The organism is Mycobacterium sp. DHQP2018-32-09 (genome assembly GCF_058148405.1).
In genome coordinates this window covers 1-15,334 of the sequence record NZ_JBYVYK010000051.1, presented here as the reverse complement: position 1 = coordinate 15,334, position 15,334 = coordinate 1, and the positions used below count along the sequence as shown (strand labels likewise).

Here is a 15,334-nt window from a genome sequence, read left to right as displayed (position 1 = left end):
CGGATCTAATGCAAACGGTTATCGTTATCGCCATGTCCGCCACGTCCTCCGCATCCTCGGTGCCCGCCCGGCTCGCCGCCGCACTGCTCGCCGCACCACTGCTGTTGACCGCCTGCTCGGGCGGCGGCACCGAGTCCGGCTCGACCACGGTCGCCTCGGATGCCCCCGCGTGCCCCACGAAGCCGGTGGACGTCGTCGTCAGCGTGGACCAGTGGGGTGACATCGTCTCCGAGCTCGGGGGCGCCTGCGCCAACGTCACCACGCTGCTGGCCAGCTCGTCGGTCGACCCCCACGACTACGAGCCGTCGCCCGCCGACGCCGCGAAGTTCCAGGGCGCCCAGCTCGTCGTGGTCAACGGCGGCCACTACGACGAATGGGCCAACAAGCTGGCGGCCGGTTCGGCCCCCAACGCTCCCGTGGTGGACGCGGTGCTGCTGGGCGTGGGCGAGAGCGCCGGCGGCGAGGCGCCCGACCACGACGCCGCAGGCCACGACGATCACGATGGCCACGATCACGATGGCCACGATCACGATGGCCACGATCACGGGGGTGCCAACCCGCACGTCTGGTACAGCCCCGCCACCGTCAAGGCCGTCGCCGACGCGGTCACCGCCCAGCTGACCAAGCTGGCGCCCGACGCGTCGTCGTACTTCACCGAGCGCCGTGCCGAGTTCGGCACCGACCTCAAGCCCTACGACGACGCCATCGCCGCCATCAAGTCCGGCGCCGCGGGCAAGACCTACGCCGCCACCGAGAGCGTCTTCGACGACATGGCGGCCGCCGTCGGCCTGCAGAACAAGACGCCCGCGGGCTACCAGACGGCCTCGGCCAACGAAACCGATCCGTCGCCGGCAGACCTGGACGCGTTCCTGACGCTGCTGCGCGACAAGGGCGTCGACGTGCTGATCTACAACACCCAGACCGAGGGTTCGGTGCCCCAGCAGATCCGCACGGCGGCCGAGTCGGCGGGCATCCCGGTCGTCGACGTCACCGAAACGGTGGCGCCCGGCGCGAAAACGTTCGAGGCTTGGCAGGTGGACCAACTCACCTCGCTGGCCAAGGCCCTCGGTGTCCCGGCCTGACCGTCCCGTCCCGTCCGGTCCGCCGGCGCTGAAGTTCGACGACGTCAGCGTCGTCCGTGGCGGCACCCTGATCTGGTCGGAGGGCACGTTCGAGGTGCCCGCCGGCGGCACGTACGCCGTCATCGGGTCGTCGGGTTCGGGCAAGACCACGCTCCTGCACGCCGTGCTGGGCATGGTCGCGATCAGCTCCGGGGAGATCCGGGTGCTCGGCAGGCGCCCCGGTGAGGCCACCGGCCTCATCGGATATGTCCCGCAGAACTACGCCGCTGCGGCGGGCACGGCCATCCGGGCCCGCGATGCCGTGATGCTCGGGCTCACCGGACGGCGCTGGGGTTTCGGCCGGGCCAGTGCCGAACAGCGCGCCCGTGTCGACGAGATGCTGACCGCCGTCGACGCCCAGGACTTCGCCTGCCGCAGGCTGTCCCAGCTGTCCGGCGGGCAGCGCCAGCGCATCGCGATCGCCGAGGCCCTGGTGTCGCGGCCCGAACTGCTGGTCCTCGACGAACCGTTGACGTCGCTGGACGTCCGCAATCAACGCGGCATCGTGCGGCTGCTGGCCAAGATCAGGTCCGAGTTCGACGTGACCATCCTGGTGGTCGCCCACGACCTCAACCCGCTGCTGAGCATCCTCGACGGAGCCATCTACCTGCTGGATGGCCACCCGCACTTCGACACCATGGACGAGGTCGTGAACGACGAGCTGCTGACCCACCTCTACGGCACGTCCGTCCAGGTCGTGCACACCCCGCAGGGCGAGCTGTACATGCGGAGCGTGTGGTGAGCGCGTCGATCCTGGCCCTGGGATATCAGGACAACTGGCCGCAGATCCTGGCGTCGGACTTCATGCGCAACGCCCTCGTCGGCGGCACCCTGGTGGCGCTCGCGGCCGGGCTCATCGGCTTCTTCATCGTCGTGCGCAACAGCGCGTTCGCCGCGCATGCGCTGGCGCACATCGGCTTCCCCGGTGCCACCGGCGCGGTCCTGCTGGGGCTGCCGGTGACGGCGGGGCTCACGGTGTTCTGCGTGGGTGGCGCGCTGGTGATCGGAGCCCTGGGCAAACGCGCCGACGAGCGCGAGGTGGCCACCGGCACGGTGCTCGCGGCGGCCACCGGGTTGGGCTTGTTCTTCAGCTCGCAGGCGACCCGTAGCAACAGCACGGTGACCAACGTGCTGTTCGGAAACCTGCTGGCCATCACCGACGACCAACTGGTCACGTTCGGCATCGGGGTCGCCGTGATCATCGTGGCGATGGCCGTCGTCTATCGACCGTTGCTGTTTGCCTCGGTCAACCCGCAGGTCGCCGAGGCCAGGGGGGTTCCGGTGCGGGTGCTCTCGGTGGTGTTCATGACCTTGCTGGGGCTGGCGGTGACCATGGCCGTCCAGGCCGTCGGCACCCTGCTGCTGTTCGCGCTCGTCGTCACACCCGCCGCGACGGCGATCATGCTGTCGGCGCGCCCGGGTGTCGCGATCGCGCTCGCCACGGGGCTGGCCGTGCTTGCCGTGTGGCTGGGGCTCGCGGTGTCGGCCATGTTCAACGTGCCGCCCAGTTTCGTCATCACCAGCTTGGTCACCCTGGTGTGGCTGGCCGTGTGGCTGGCGTCACGCCGCGAACGCCGCGCCGTCACGCCCACGACACACGGCGGCACCCTCACCGACGCCTGAGGACGCCATCCCCGGGTCGGGACGTGGACCCCTACCGCAAACATAGGGTTTTCCCCGATTCATCTCCCCAGCGGGGCTGTCAATATCTACACGGCGGACGTTCAGGGTCGTCATCGCAGGCAGCGGGTCGGTTTCGTCGACAGGGGGACGACGGGGCGGGCACGAGGTTCGTCCGACGACGACGCATGAGGGGTCGGCGTGGTCGGCGAACCGAGGCAGGTGGTTCGGTAGCGAACCTCGCGGTGACGAGCCCTGGACGAACCCGCTAGTCTCACCGAGCATGGCTCGAGGTCCTGCGCCCAAGAGACGGGCGACGCTGGCCTCCCTGGCCGCCGAACTCAAGGTGTCCCGCACCACCATCTCGAATGCCTACAACCGGCCCGACCAACTGTCGGCGGATCTGCGTGAGCGCGTGCTCGCGGCGGCCAAGGAGATGGGGTATCCCGGGCCCGATCCCGTCGCGCGGTCGCTGCGGACGCGGCGGGCCGGTGCGGTCGGCTTGATGATCACCGAGCCGCTGAACTACTCGTTCCGTGATCCCGCCGCCCTCGACTTCGTTGCCGGACTGGCCGAGTCATGCGAGGCGGCGGGCCAGGGCCTGCTGTTGGTGGCCATCGGGCCCAATCGCAGTGTCGCCGACGGGGTCGCCGCCGTGCTGGCCGCGGGCGTCGACGGCTTCGTCGTCTACTCGGCCTCCGACGACGACCCCTATCTGGAGGTGGTGCAGGAGCGCGCGCTGCCCCTGGTGGTCGTCGATCAACCCAAGGACGTCCCCGGCGCGTCGTACGTCGGCATCGACGACCGGGCCGCGATGCGCAGGGTGGCCGAGTACGTGATCGGGTTGGGCCACAAGGAGATCGGGCTGCTCACCATGCGCCTCGACCGATCGTGGCCCGCCGGCGCGGCACCGGCGGCGGTGGCAGCTCCCGCACGGATCGCCATGCCGCACTTCGGCGTTCAGGGCGATCGCGTCCAGGGTGTGCGCGACGCGATGGCGGCCGCCGGGCGGGATCCCGACGGTGTCACCATCGTCGAGAGCTACGAGCATCGGCCCACCTCGGGTGGCTTCGCCGCCGAGCTGGCCCTGGAGGCCAATCCGCGGATCACCGCGCTGATGTGCACCGCCGACGTGCTGGCGCTCTCGGCGATGGACCACCTGCGGGCCCGCGGCATCTACGTTCCGGGTGACATGACGGTGACCGGTTTCGACGGGGTTCCCGACGCGGTGGCGCGGGGCCTGACGACGGTGCGCCAGCCCAGCGTCGAGAAGGGTAGGCGGGCGGGCCGGTTGTTGCACGAACCGCCGCGGTCGGGGTTGCCCGTGGTGGAGGTGCTCGACACCGAGTTGATCCGCGGGCGCACGTCCGGTCCGCCCGGCTGACCAGTTCTCGCAGGTCAAAAAACCGCGTCTGACGTGGTGTTTGACCACACACGCAGAAAACTCGCATCTTCGGTGCGGAATTAATAGCGTCTGTAGGCATGCAGTTGACGCGGTTCACCGACCTGGGGTTGCGGGCGATGATGCTCCTCGCGGCCGGTGAGCACGCCGATCGCCGGGTCACCAGCAAGACCATCGCCGCAGGTGCCGCAGCGTCGGAACATCACATCGCCAAGGCGGTCTCGCGACTCGTCGAGCTGGACATGGTCACCGCCCACCGCGGCCGGCTCGGCGGTCTGGAGTTGACCGACGCCGGCCGCCGGGCCTCGATCGGCTGGCTGGTGCGCCAACTCGAGGGCGACCGCGAGGTCGTCGAATGCGACGGCGAGAACCCGTGCCCGCTCATCGCGGCGTGCCGGTTGCGGCGCGCCCTGGCCGAGGCCAAGGACGCGTTCTACCGCGAACTCGACCGCTACACCGTCACCGACCTCGCGGGAAGCCCAAGCCTTCCCGTGATCCTCCGAATCTCCACCTCCACCGAAGGGAAGCACCGATGACCGCAGTCTCCGACCATCCAGCCCCGTCCGTCGATCCGACCGTCCGCGAGGAATTGGAACCGCAGCACGCCGAGGTGATTCGGGCAACGCTGCCGCTGGTGGGTGCACACGTCGACGAGATCACGTCGAACTTCTATCAGCGGCTGTTCGCCAATCATCCCGGGCTGCTGCGCAATCTGTTCAACCGCGGCAATCAGGCGCAGGGCGCGCAGCAGCGGGCGTTGGCCGCGTCGATCGCGACGTTCGCGGCGCACCTGGTCGACCCCGACCTGCCGCACCCGACGGACCTGCTGTCGCGCATCGGCCACAAGCACGCCTCCCTGGGGATCACGGCGGACCAGTATCCCGTGGTGCACGACAACCTGTTCGCCGCGATCGTCGAGGTGCTGGGTGCCGACACCGTCACCGCGCCGGTCGCCGCGGCGTGGGACCGCGTGTACTGGATCATGGCCGACACCCTGATCGCGATGGAGCGCCGGCTCTACGCCGATGCCGGGGTGGCGCCCGGCGACGTGTATCGCCGGGCGACGGTGGTCGATCGGGTCGACGATCCGTCGGGAGCGGTGCTGCTGACGGTCCGCCTGGCGACCGATGAACATCCGAGCTTCGTTGCCGGACAATATGTCTCGGTAGGTGTCGTACTGCCCGACGGGGCGCGTCAGCTCCGTCAGTACAGCCTGGTCAACGCTCCGGGGTCGCCGACGCTGACCTTCGCCGTGAAGCCCGTCGACGCCGCGGCCGGGCCCGCCGGCGAGGTGTCCACCCACATTCGAGACACCGTGCGCGTGGGTGACCTGCTCGACGTCACGCTGCCGTTCGGCGACCTGCCCACCCCCACCGCCGCGCCGACGGTGCTGATCTCGGCGGGCATCGGCATCACCCCGATGATCGGGTTGCTGGAGTACCTCGTGGCGACGTCGCCGCAGGCGCGGGTACTGGCATGGCACGCCGACCGCAGTGCCTCCGAACACCCGCTGCGCGATCGGCAGCGCGAGTTGGTCGACCAGCTGCCCAACGGCACGCTCGACGTCTGGTACGAAGACGCGGGTACGCCCATGGCGGTCGACGTGCACGCCGGCCGGATGGTGATTCCCGACGTGCCCGCCGATGCTCGCGTATACCTGTGCGGCAATCCGGGTTTCGTGCATGCCGTGCGCGATCAGCTGGTCGCGTCGGGGGTTCCCGCCGACCGCCTGCACTGCGAGTTGTTCAGCCCCAACGACTGGCTGCTGGGTTAACCGCGCCGCGCGTCGCGCAGGTGCAGCAGGGCCGCGGCGACGTCCGCTGGCGAATCGACGCGCCACCGTGCCAGGGACTCGCCGTCGCCGACCTTGACCCCGACGTCGCCGTCGCGCATGCGGCGGAACGCCTTCTCATCGGTGACGTCGTCGCCGAGGAACAGCACCGCCGTCGCCGACGTCTGCGTACGCAGCAGGTCGACCGCCGCGCCCTTGTCGGTGTCGATGACGGCGATCTCCAGTACCGCCTTGCCCTCGGTGGGGTGAGCGCCGTGCCAGCCGGGCAGCGCGGCGTGCGCTGCCGCCATGGCCGCGGCGGCGTCGTCGGGGCCGGCGTTGCGTACGTGCAGGGCAGCGCTCGCCGGCTTGGTTTCGACGGCGACGCCGGGCCGACCGTCCGCGATCGCCCTGAGGTCGGCGACGATGCGGTCCAGCAGTTCGGTGTCGACGTCTATGCCGAATCCGGTGTCGTACTCGGCCCCGTGACTCCCTACCAGGTGCACCGTCGGCGGTAGGCCCGTCAGTTCGCGCAGCACGGCCAGCGCACGGCCGGACACCACGGCGGCGGTGGTGTCGGGTAGCTCGGCCAGCCCGGTCAGGGCCGCCGCCGCGGCGGGTAGGGCGCGCGCGGTCGTCGGGTCGGACACGATGGGTGCCAGCGTGCCGTCGAAGTCGGAGACGACGAGCAGGCGCGGCGTGGCGGCCAGGTGGTCGAGGGCGCGGACCAGGTCAACCGGGAGCACGCAGCCCATCCTTCCCGGCGGGTCCGCGAGTCAGATCTTCGGGTGCTCGCCGTCGCCGATCAGCAATCGGACGGCCAGGTCGAGGCGTTTGCTGACGTCGGTGGCCGACGCGCGTCTGGTCAGCCAGGCCAGCAGGTTCGACAGCCAGACGTCGGAGATGACGCGCGCGATGTGGTACTGGTCCTCGGTGGGTTCGCCGTCGCTCATCGCGCGCGCGAACATCGAGTCCATCACCTTGCCGACGTGATCGACCTCACCGGCTGCGGAGGCGTCGGCGAACACGAAGGCGCGTGTCATGGCCTCGGTGAGCAACGGGTTGCGCTGCATCGAGCGGTTGAGCTTGCCCACCATGATGTTCAGCCGCTGGTACGGCGTGCCGCCGGTCAGCGACGCCCGGTCGGTCTTGGCGTCGATGCGCTCGAATTCGCGCCCCAGCGCCGACACCAACAGGTGCACCTTCGACGGGAAGTAGCGGTAGAGCGTGCCCACCGCGACGTCGGCACGCTCGGCGACGGCCCGCATCTGCACGGCCTCGTAGCCGCCCTTGGAGGCGATGGCGAGCGTGGCGTCGAGGATGCGCTTGCGGCGTTCGCGTTGTGCCTCGGAGCCCAGCTCCGACTCGGAGAGGACGGACACGTTCATGACGTGCCTGGGGCCGGTCGCAGATTCAGCGCCGGAACCCGGGTTGGTGTGTGCTGGCCCCGAGACTGCAGGCATGCGGCGGGCACTCCTTCGTATTGCGCGGTAGGGGAGAAACGGTACACATTCCGATCGCTGATTTCCCACCTCCGTACCCGCGGGCACCCACGTGTCCTGCGACGACGACCGTCGACTTGACGGCCGAACGCTGTCACCATTAGAACACGTTCTAGTGAGAAGCATCGCCTTCTCGCCCTAGGCAAGGAGGCCCGAGATGGCTCTGTCCGCTCCCGTCGGATCCGCTCCCGGCACCGAGGAACAGTTTGCCGCGCGGGGGCTGGTGGCCGACTGGGCGGCCGGTGCGGGTGCCATCGCGGCGGTGCGTGCGGTCGAGCTCGGCGACCCCGACGCCTGGCGCGCGCCCTACCGGGCCCTGGCCGAGTTGGGAATCTTCGGCGTCGCCGTGCCGGAAGCGCTCGGCGGTGCCGGTGCGGGCGTGCAGACGCTGTGCGCCATGGTCGACGAGGCGGCGGCCGCGCTGGTGCCCGGACCCGTCGCCACCACCGCCCTGGCCACGCTGCTGGTCACCGACCGTGCCCTGCTCGACGAGCTGGTGGCCGGCCGGCGCACCGCGGGGGTGGCGCTGACTGCCGACATCGCCGTCGACGGGTCCACCGCGACCGGCAGTGCGGACTACGTGCTGGGCGCCGAACCCGGGGGCGTGCTGCTGCTGCCCGCCGGCGAGGACTGGGTGCTGGTCGACGGGACGGCGACCGGCGTCACCGTCGAACCGCTGCCCGCCACCGACTTCTCGCGACCTCTGGCGCGGGTGGAGTTGACGGCCGCCCCGGCCACCCGCCTCGACGGCGCCCGCGTCACCGAACTCACCGCGGCGATGCTGTCCGCCGAGGCAGCCGGGCTGGCGCGCTGGACGCTGCGCACCGCGACCGAGTACGCCAAGGTGCGCGAGCAGTTCGGCAAGCCCATCGGCAGCTTTCAGGCCGTCAAGCACATGTGCGCCGAGATGCTGCTGCGGTCCTCGCAGGTCGACGTCGCCGCCGCCGATGCCGCCGAGGCCATCGACGACCCGGACGGGTCGCAGCTGTCGCTCGCGGCGGCGCTCTCGGCCGCCGTCGGCATCGACGCGGCCAAGCTCAACGCCCGCGACTGCATCCAGGTCCTGGGCGGCATCGGCATCACGTGGGAACACGACGCGCACCTCTACCTGCGCCGCGCGTACGCGCTGGGGCAGTTCCTCGGCGGCCGGTCGCGCTGGCTGCGCCGGTGCGTGGAGCTGACGCGGGCCGGGGTGCGGCGGCACCTGCACGTCGACGTCACCGACGCCGAGGGTGTGCGCGCCGAGATCGCCGGCCTGGTCGCCGACGTCGCCGCGCTGCCGGAGGAGAAGCGGCAGGTCGCGCTGGCCGAGTCCGGCCTGATGGCCCCGCACTGGCCGCGGCCCTACGGGCGGGGCGCGTCGGCGGCCGAACAGTTGGTCATCGACCAGGAACTCGAGGCGGCGGGCGTCGTGCGGCCGGACATTTCCATCGGATGGTGGGCGGCGCCCACCATCCTGGGGCACGGGACGCCCGAGCAGATCGAGAAGTTCATCCCCGGCACGCTGGACGGCAGCGTCTACTGGTGCCAGCTGTTCAGCGAGCCCGGTGCGGGTTCGGACCTGGCGGCGTTGCGCACCAAGGCAGTTCGCCATCCTGAGGACACCGGCTGGCTGCTCACCGGGCAGAAGGTGTGGACGTCGAACGCCCACCGCGCGGACTGGGGAATCTGCCTGGCGCGCACCAATCCGGATGCCCCCAAGCACAAGGGCATCACCTACTTCCTGGTCGACATGCGCTCGCCCGGCATCGACATCCGGCCGCTGCGGGAGATCACCGGGGAGGCGCTGTTCAACGAGGTGTTCTTCGACGACGTCTATGTGCCCGACGAGTGTGTGGTGGGCGCCGTCGACGGTGGGTGGCCCCTGGCGCGCACCACGCTGGCCAACGAGCGGGTCGCGATGGCCGCAGGCGGCGCCCTCGACAAGGGCATGGTGCACCTGCTCGACGTGATCGGTTCGGGCGACCTCGATCCCGCGGCCGCGGATCACCTGGGCCAGTTGATCATCGGCGCGCAGGTCGGTGCGCTGCTCGATCAACTGATCGCCAAGATGGCCCTCGAGGGCCACGATCCCGGCGCCCCGTCGAGCGTGCGCAAGCTGATCGGCGTGCGGTACCGCCAGGCGCTGGCCGAGACCATCATGGACTGGCAGCCCGGGGCGGGCATCGTCGACTCACCCGACGTGCGGTACTTCCTGAACACCCGGTGCCTGTCGATCGCCGGTGGCACCGAACAGATCCTGCTGACGGTGGCAGGGGAGCGTCTGCTGGGGCTGCCGCGTTAGTAGCGCGTCTGCGCGCAGGCGTCCGGGGTGGTGAGGTTCACCCCGGAGTACACCACCTGGATGTGGGCGCACACGATGTAGTCGGCATCGGTCTTGGGCCTGCCGGTGCTCCAGTCGACGGTGCGGGTGTTGCCGCGCAGCACGGCGGGACCGTTGCCGAAGAACACCGTCGCGAACTCGTTGTCGGTGAGTGACTTGAACATTCGGGTGTTGGGCCCGTCGAAGTCCGAGTCGAAGTACATGTTGCGGTCCATCGACCGCAACGTGGTGGTCTGTCGGCCGTAGAAGTCGCCGGGCAGCGGGATGGGGCCGTCCGGGCCGCGCAGGTTCGCCGACGTCGTGAAGTAGCACTGGTTGTCGGCCAGCACGCAGTTGGCGGTGGTGTGCATCTCGATGGTGGTGGCGGGGTCGACGGGAATCGACGACGTCGCGCTGTTCTCGGCGGCGCCCGCCACCGCGGGCGGCGTCAGCGCCGCCAGCACGAGCCCGGCGGCCGCCGCCGTTGCGAGCACTCCGGCGAATCGCGTCACGCTGTGCACGGTAGCCCGCGGCTCATTCGTCGTAGGTCACTTCCACCGAATCCGACGTCGGGGTGGCCTGGCAGGCCAGGATCAGTCCCTCCTCGAGGTCGGCGGGTTCGAGGACGTCGTTGACCGCCATGTCCACCGCGCCGCTCTTCATCAGCACCGCGCACGCGCCGCAGTGCCCCTCCCGGCAGGAGAACGGGGCGTCGAGGCCCTTGTCCAGCAACACGTCGAGCAGCTTGGCGCCGCGGGGCCAGCGCACCTCGTGGGTGGTGCCGTCGAGGGCCACGACGGCCGTCGCGGGGCCGCGGTCGTCGTCGGCGTCCTCGTCGATCACGACGGCGGCGAAGGGGTCGGATTCCAGTGAGGTGAACACCTCGACGTGGACGGAGCGGTCGGGGGTGCCCGCCGCGCGCAGCGCCTCCTTCGCGGCCGCCATGAACGGGCCGGGGCCGCAGATGAAGGCGTCGTGCGTGGCGAACGGGCCGACGAGGGCGCCCAGTGCGGCCGCCGACGGCAGGCCCTGCACGGTCTCCAGCCAGTGCACGACGACCAGCCGGTCGGGGTGCTCCTGGCCGAGCTTGCGCAGCTCCTCGGCGAAGATCACCGAGCGCTCGTCGCGGTTGGCATAGACCAGCACCACCTTGCCGGATCCCTCGGCCAGCGCCGACTTGCAGATCGCCATCATCGGCGTGATGCCGCTGCCCGCGGCGAGCAGCAGCAGATCGGTGTCCAGCGACGTGGGTACGAACGTGCCCGACGGTGCCAGCACGTGCATCAGCATCCCGGGCCGAGCGTTGTCGCAGAGCCAGTTGGACGCGTAGCCCCCGTCGGTGCGCTTCACCGTCACGGTGAGCGCGGAGTCGGTGTGTGGTGAGCTGGACAGCGAATAGCAGCGCGCCACCGAGCCGGTGCGGTCGCTGGGTACCCGCAGGGTCAGGAACTGGCCGGGGGCGTAGCGCAGCCGGTCGGCCGGGATCTCGGCGCCGTCGGGGACCGTGAACACCAGGGAACGCGCATCGGCGGTCTCCTCGACGACGTCGGCCACCTGCAACTCCAGCACGTGGCTGCCGAGTGGCTCGTCCGTCACGCCGTCTCCCCTCGTGGGTCCAGTGCAGCCCATGCGGGGCCAGAACTAGAACATGTTACAAAAACGCTCTGCCGCAGGTCTAGGTGACTTACGAACGGCCGTACTCGACACAAATCGTAACGTGTTCTAATCTGACAATCAGCCAGGCTGGTGTTCTCGGCCCACACCCATGGAGGCAAGAGCGGTGACTTCCCTCGACGATATCCAACAACGCGATGCGCAATCGGTCCTGAGCGGGATCGACGACCTGTTGCCACGGATCGCGAAGCGGGCCCAAGCGGCCGAGGACCTGCGGCAGATCCCCGACGAGACCATCGCCGAACTGGACGAGGTGGGCTTCTTCAAGCTGCTGCAGCCCTCGCAGTGGGGCGGGCTGGAGTGCGATCCCACGGTGTTCTACGAGGCGGTCCGTCGACTCGGCAGCGCCTGCGGTTCCACGGGATGGGTCAGTTCGATCATCGGCGTGCACAACTGGCATCTCGCGCTGTTCGACCAGCGCGCCCAGGACGAGGTGTGGGGTGACGATCCCTCCGTGCGCGTCTCGTCCTCGTACGCACCGATGGGTGCGGGCGTCGTCGTCGACGGCGGCTACCTGGTCAGCGGTGCGTGGCAGTGGTCGTCGGGTTCGGGTCACGCCACGTGGGCGTTCCTCGGCGGGCCGGTCATCAAGGACGGCAAGCCCGTCGACTTCGGCAGCTTCCTCATCCCCCGCAGCGAGTACCGCATCGACGACGTCTGGCACGTGGTGGGCCTCAAGGCCACCGGGTCCAACACCGTCGTGGTCAAGGACGTGTTCGTACCGCGGCATCGCTTCCTGTCGTACAAGGCGATGAACGACAAGACCGCAGGTGGCCTGGAGAACAACACCGCGCCGGTGTACAAGATGCCCTGGGGCACCATGCATCCCACCACCATCACCGCACCCATCATGGGCATGGCCTACGGCGCCTACGAGGCGCACGTCGAGCACCAGGGCAAGCGCGTTCGCGCCGCCTTCGCCGGCGAGAAGTCCAAGGACGATCCCTTCGCCAAGGTGCGCATCGCAGAGGCGGCCAGTGACATCGACGCCGGGTGGCGGCAGCTGATCGGCAACGTCGGCGAGGAGTACGCGCTGTTGCAGGCGGGCCAGGAGATCCCGTTCGAGTTGCGCGCCCGCGCCCGCCGCGACCAGGTGCGTGCCACGGCGCGGGCCATCGCGTCCATCGACCTGCTGTTCGAGGCCTCCGGTGCCACCGCGCTCGAGATCGACAAGCCCGTGCAACGCTTTTGGCGCGACGCCCACGCCGGCCGGGTGCACGCGGCCAACGAGCCCGAACGGGCGTACATGATCTTCGGCAACGAGGCGTTCGGTCTGCCGCCACAGGACACGATGGTCTGATGACGTCGTTCGCCGCGGAAGCTGCCCAGCAGCAGGAGATCACCTTCGAATCGACGTCGCGGTACGCGCAGGTCAGCGACGACATGCGCTTGCACTATCACGAAGCGGGCGAATGGAACCGAGATACCGCGGGAACCGTCGTGCTGTTGCACGGTGGGGGTCCCGGGGCGTCCAGCTGGTCGAACTTCTCGAAGAACATCGCGGTCCTGGCCCAGCACTTCCACGTGCTGGCGGTCGATCAGCCCGGATATGGGTTGTCGGACAAGCACACCGAACACGAGCAGTACAACCGCTACAGCGCCACGGCGCTGTTGAACCTGTTCGATCACCTGGGCATCGAGCGGGCCGCCCTGGTGGGCAACTCGCTGGGCGGCGGCACGGCGGTGCGATTCGCGCTGGACAATCCCAAGCGCGCAGGCCGGCTGGTGCTCATGGGCCCGGGCGGGTTGAGCGTGAACCTGTTCGCGCCCGACCCCACCGAGGGCGTCAAGCTGTTGGGCAAGTTCACCGTCGACCCGACGCGGCAGAACATCGAGAAGTTCCTGCGCATCATGGTGTTCGACCAGAGCCTCATCACCGAGGAACTCATCGACGAGCGCTTCGCCATCGCCAGCAAGCCCGAGTCGCTGGCCGCGGCCAAGGCCATGGGCAAGTCGTTCGCGGGAGCGGACTTCGAGCTGGGCATGATGTGGCGCGAGGTGTACAAGCTGCGTCAGCCGGTGCTGCTGATCTGGGGTCGTGAGGACAGGGTGAATCCGCTCGACGGTGCCCTGGTGGCGCTCAAGCAGATTCCCCGAGTGCAACTGCACGTCTTCGGGCAGTGCGGGCATTGGGCGCAGCTGGAGAAGTTCGACGAGTTCAACAAGCTGACCGTCGACTTCTTGAGCAAGTAGTTGGTGGAGGGAAGGAACCGCGCGTGACCATCAAGTCGCTGGGCTACCTGCGCATCGAGGCCACCGATGTCGCGGCGTGGCGGGAGTACGGGCTCAAGGTGCTCGGCATGGTGGAGGGCAAGGGCCCCACCGAGGGTGCGCTGTACCTGCGGATGGACGAGTTCCCGGCACGTCTGATCATCGTGCCCGGCGAACACGACCGGTTGCTGGAATCGGGCTGGGAGACGGCGAATGCCGCCGCGCTGCAGGACATTCGGCAGCGTCTGGACGTCGAGGGCACGCCGTACAAGGAGGGCACCGCCGCCCAGCTCGCCGACCGCCGCGTGGACGAGATGATCGTGTTCGACGACCCGTCGGGTAACACCCTCGAGGTGTTCCACGGGGTGGCGCTGGAGCATCGCCGCGTCGTCAGCCCTTACGGGCACCGCTTCGTTACCGAAGAGCAGGGGCTGGGGCACGTGGTGCTCACCACGCGCGATGACGCGGAGACCCTGCGGTTCTACCGGGACGTGCTGGGCTTCTTCCTGCGCGACTCGATGAAGCTGCCGCCGCAGCTGGTGGGCCGGCCCCCCGACGGGTCGCCGGCGTGGCTGCGGTTCCTCGGGGTGAATCCCCGCCACCACAGTCTGGCCTTCATGCCGGGCGAGACGCCCAGCGGCATCGTGCATCTGATGGTCGAGGTGGGCGAGGCGGACGACGTGGGTCTATGCCTGGATCGGGCGCTGCGCCGCAAGGTGAAGATGTCCGCGACGCTCGGCCGTCACGTCAACGACAAGATGCTGTCGTTCTACATGAAGACGCCCGGTGGTTTCGACATCGAGTTCGGGTGTGAGGGACTGGAAGTCGACGACGACGATTGGGTGGCGCGGGAGAGCACCGCGGTGAGCCTGTGGGGTCATGACTTCAGCATCGGCTTCAAGTAGTCCGTGGTGAGCGCGCCAGAGGTCGATCCGCGCACCTTCCGTCACGTGCTCGGTCAGTTCTGCACGGGCGTCACCATCATCACCACGGTGCACGAGGACCAGCCGGTGGGGTTCGCCTGCCAGTCGTTCGCGGCCTTGTCACTGGAGCCGCCGCTGGTGCTGTTCTGTCCAACGAAGGTGTCGCGGTCGTGGCAGGCGATCGAGGCCAGCGGCCAGTTCTGCGTGAACGTGCTGCACGAGCGTCAGCAGCACGTGTCGGCGCGGTTCGGTTCGAAGGAGCCGGACAAGTTCGGTGGGATCGATTGGCGGCCCTCGCCGTTGGGCTCGCCGATCATCGACGGCACGTTGGCGCACATCGACTGCACGGTGGCGTCGGTGCACGACGGCGGCGATCACTTCGTGGTGTTCGGTGCGGTGCACTCGCTCTCGGAGGTGCCGAAGGAGAAGCCGCGCCCGCTGCTGTTCTACCGGGGCGAGTACACCGGCATCGAGCCGGACAAGAACACCCCGGCACAGTGGCGCGACGACCTCGAGGCGTTCCTGACGGCTACCACGCCGGATACGTGGTTGTAGCGCTTTAGCATGCCGCGCTGACGTTTTCGGGTGTTCGTCCCCAGTGGTGGATTCATCCACAGGTGGGGGTGATGGTGCTGGTGGCCGGTGGGTGGGGCCGGTATCGTAGAACATGTGTTCGAAATGTTGGTGGCCGAGGTCGTCGCGGCGCGTACGGCGGCGGCGGGACTGCGGGCGTGCGCGCGGTTGGAGAACGCGGCGTGCGCGGCGCGGCTGTCGCACATGGCCGATCTGCTGGCCGCCGCCCATGCCG

General features: G+C 69.3%; 15 protein-coding genes. 11 read left to right on the top strand and 4 right to left on the bottom strand.

All coding sequences use genetic code 11. The features are described 5' to 3' along the window. Positions 1-32: 32 nt before the first annotated feature. From AC30CM_RS21700 to AC30CM_RS21675, 6 genes are all read left to right on the top strand, one after another. A complete protein-coding gene (locus AC30CM_RS21700; protein ID WP_490118980.1) occupies positions 33-1,082 on the top strand; it encodes a metal ABC transporter solute-binding protein, Zn/Mn family in 1,050 nt (349 codons plus the stop codon). Further along, positions 1,069-1,863 (top strand): metal ABC transporter ATP-binding protein, encoded by a 795-nt coding sequence (locus AC30CM_RS21695; RefSeq protein WP_490118979.1) that lies wholly within the window; start codon positions 1,069-1,071, stop codon positions 1,861-1,863. Before AC30CM_RS21700 ends, AC30CM_RS21695 begins: the two co-directional genes overlap by 14 nt. After that, on the top strand, positions 1,860-2,744 hold the full coding sequence (locus AC30CM_RS21690; RefSeq protein WP_490118978.1) for a metal ABC transporter permease: 885 nt from the start codon (positions 1,860-1,862) through the stop codon (positions 2,742-2,744). The genes AC30CM_RS21695 and AC30CM_RS21690 overlap by 4 nt, the downstream gene beginning before the upstream one ends. 280 nt (positions 2,745-3,024) lie before the next feature. After that, positions 3,025-4,125, top strand: coding sequence for an Rv3575c family transcriptional regulator (locus AC30CM_RS21685; RefSeq protein WP_490118977.1), 1,101 nt, complete (start codon positions 3,025-3,027; stop codon positions 4,123-4,125). Positions 4,126-4,223: 98 nt separating this feature from the next. Then, positions 4,224-4,679 (top strand): RrF2 family transcriptional regulator, encoded by a 456-nt coding sequence (locus AC30CM_RS21680; protein ID WP_490118976.1) that lies wholly within the window; start codon positions 4,224-4,226, stop codon positions 4,677-4,679. After that, on the top strand, positions 4,676-5,917 hold the full coding sequence (locus AC30CM_RS21675) for a globin domain-containing protein (protein ID WP_490118975.1): 1,242 nt from the start codon (positions 4,676-4,678) through the stop codon (positions 5,915-5,917). The genes AC30CM_RS21680 and AC30CM_RS21675 overlap by 4 nt, the downstream gene beginning before the upstream one ends. Here AC30CM_RS21675 and otsB read toward each other — a convergent pair. Then, positions 5,914-6,669 (bottom strand): trehalose-phosphatase, encoded by a 756-nt coding sequence (gene otsB / locus AC30CM_RS21670; protein WP_490118974.1) that lies wholly within the window; start codon positions 6,667-6,669, stop codon positions 5,914-5,916. The genes AC30CM_RS21675 and otsB overlap by 4 nt on opposite strands. 21 nt (positions 6,670-6,690) lie before the next feature. After that, complete coding sequence (gene kstR / locus AC30CM_RS21665; protein WP_490119008.1) at positions 6,691-7,296, bottom strand: cholesterol catabolism transcriptional regulator KstR; 606 nt, start codon at positions 7,294-7,296, stop codon at positions 6,691-6,693. A 277-nt stretch (positions 7,297-7,573) separates the two neighbouring features. On the opposite strand from kstR, the gene AC30CM_RS21660 reads away from it, so the two are divergent. Next, complete coding sequence (locus tag AC30CM_RS21660) at positions 7,574-9,700, top strand: acyl-CoA dehydrogenase family protein (RefSeq protein ID WP_490118973.1); 2,127 nt, start codon at positions 7,574-7,576, stop codon at positions 9,698-9,700. On the opposite strand, the gene AC30CM_RS21655 is transcribed toward AC30CM_RS21660, so the two are convergent. Then, complete coding sequence (locus tag AC30CM_RS21655; protein ID WP_490118972.1) at positions 9,697-10,230, bottom strand: hypothetical protein; 534 nt, start codon at positions 10,228-10,230, stop codon at positions 9,697-9,699. The genes AC30CM_RS21660 and AC30CM_RS21655 overlap by 4 nt on opposite strands. Positions 10,231-10,252: 22 nt before the next feature. Continuing rightward, the gene (locus AC30CM_RS21650; RefSeq protein WP_490118971.1) at positions 10,253-11,314 is read right to left on the bottom strand and encodes a 2Fe-2S iron-sulfur cluster-binding protein; all 1,062 of its coding nucleotides are present in this window, start codon (positions 11,312-11,314) and stop codon (positions 10,253-10,255) included. A 169-nt stretch (positions 11,315-11,483) separates the two neighbouring features. Here AC30CM_RS21650 and hsaA point away from each other — a divergent pair, with 169 nt between their 5' ends. From hsaA to hsaB, 4 genes are read left to right on the top strand one after another with little or no spacing between them, the layout of a single operon-like run. After that, positions 11,484-12,692 carry a 3-hydroxy-9,10-secoandrosta-1,3,5(10)-triene-9,17-dione monooxygenase oxygenase subunit gene (gene hsaA, locus AC30CM_RS21645; protein WP_490118970.1) on the top strand — a complete coding sequence of 403 codons (1,209 nt, stop codon included), beginning with the start codon at positions 11,484-11,486 and terminating at the stop codon, positions 12,690-12,692. Beyond that, positions 12,692-13,585 (top strand): 4,5:9,10-diseco-3-hydroxy-5,9,17-trioxoandrosta-1(10),2-diene-4-oate hydrolase, encoded by an 894-nt coding sequence (gene hsaD / locus AC30CM_RS21640; RefSeq protein WP_490118969.1) that lies wholly within the window; start codon positions 12,692-12,694, stop codon positions 13,583-13,585. Before hsaA ends, hsaD begins: the two co-directional genes overlap by 1 nt. A 23-nt stretch (positions 13,586-13,608) precedes the next feature. After that, complete coding sequence (gene hsaC / locus AC30CM_RS21635; RefSeq protein ID WP_490118968.1) at positions 13,609-14,508, top strand: iron-dependent extradiol dioxygenase HsaC; 900 nt, start codon at positions 13,609-13,611, stop codon at positions 14,506-14,508. Between the two features lie 6 nt (positions 14,509-14,514). Continuing rightward, on the top strand, positions 14,515-15,081 hold the full coding sequence (hsaB, locus tag AC30CM_RS21630; protein ID WP_490118967.1) for a 3-hydroxy-9,10-secoandrosta-1,3,5(10)-triene-9,17-dione monooxygenase reductase subunit: 567 nt from the start codon (positions 14,515-14,517) through the stop codon (positions 15,079-15,081). The last annotated feature ends 253 nt before the right edge of the window (positions 15,082-15,334 follow it).

Excerpts from the sequence above, each read along its gene's own strand:
- AC30CM_RS21700 (WP_490118980.1), top strand. The coding sequence starts at position 33 with ATGTCCGCCACGTCCTCCGCATCCTCGGTGCCCGCCCGGCTCGCCGCC.
- AC30CM_RS21685 (WP_490118977.1), top strand. The coding sequence starts at position 3,025 with ATGGCTCGAGGTCCTGCGCCCAAGAGACGGGCGACGCTGGCCTCCCTG.
- AC30CM_RS21680 (WP_490118976.1), top strand. The coding sequence starts at position 4,224 with ATGCAGTTGACGCGGTTCACCGACCTGGGGTTGCGGGCGATGATGCTC.
- AC30CM_RS21675 (WP_490118975.1), top strand. The coding sequence starts at position 4,676 with ATGACCGCAGTCTCCGACCATCCAGCCCCGTCCGTCGATCCGACCGTC.
- otsB (WP_490118974.1), bottom strand. The coding sequence starts at position 6,669 with ATGGGCTGCGTGCTCCCGGTTGACCTGGTCCGCGCCCTCGACCACCTG.
- AC30CM_RS21660 (WP_490118973.1), top strand. The coding sequence starts at position 7,574 with ATGGCTCTGTCCGCTCCCGTCGGATCCGCTCCCGGCACCGAGGAACAG.
- hsaA (WP_490118970.1), top strand. The coding sequence starts at position 11,484 with ATGGAGGCAAGAGCGGTGACTTCCCTCGACGATATCCAACAACGCGAT.
- hsaD (WP_490118969.1), top strand. The coding sequence starts at position 12,692 with ATGACGTCGTTCGCCGCGGAAGCTGCCCAGCAGCAGGAGATCACCTTC.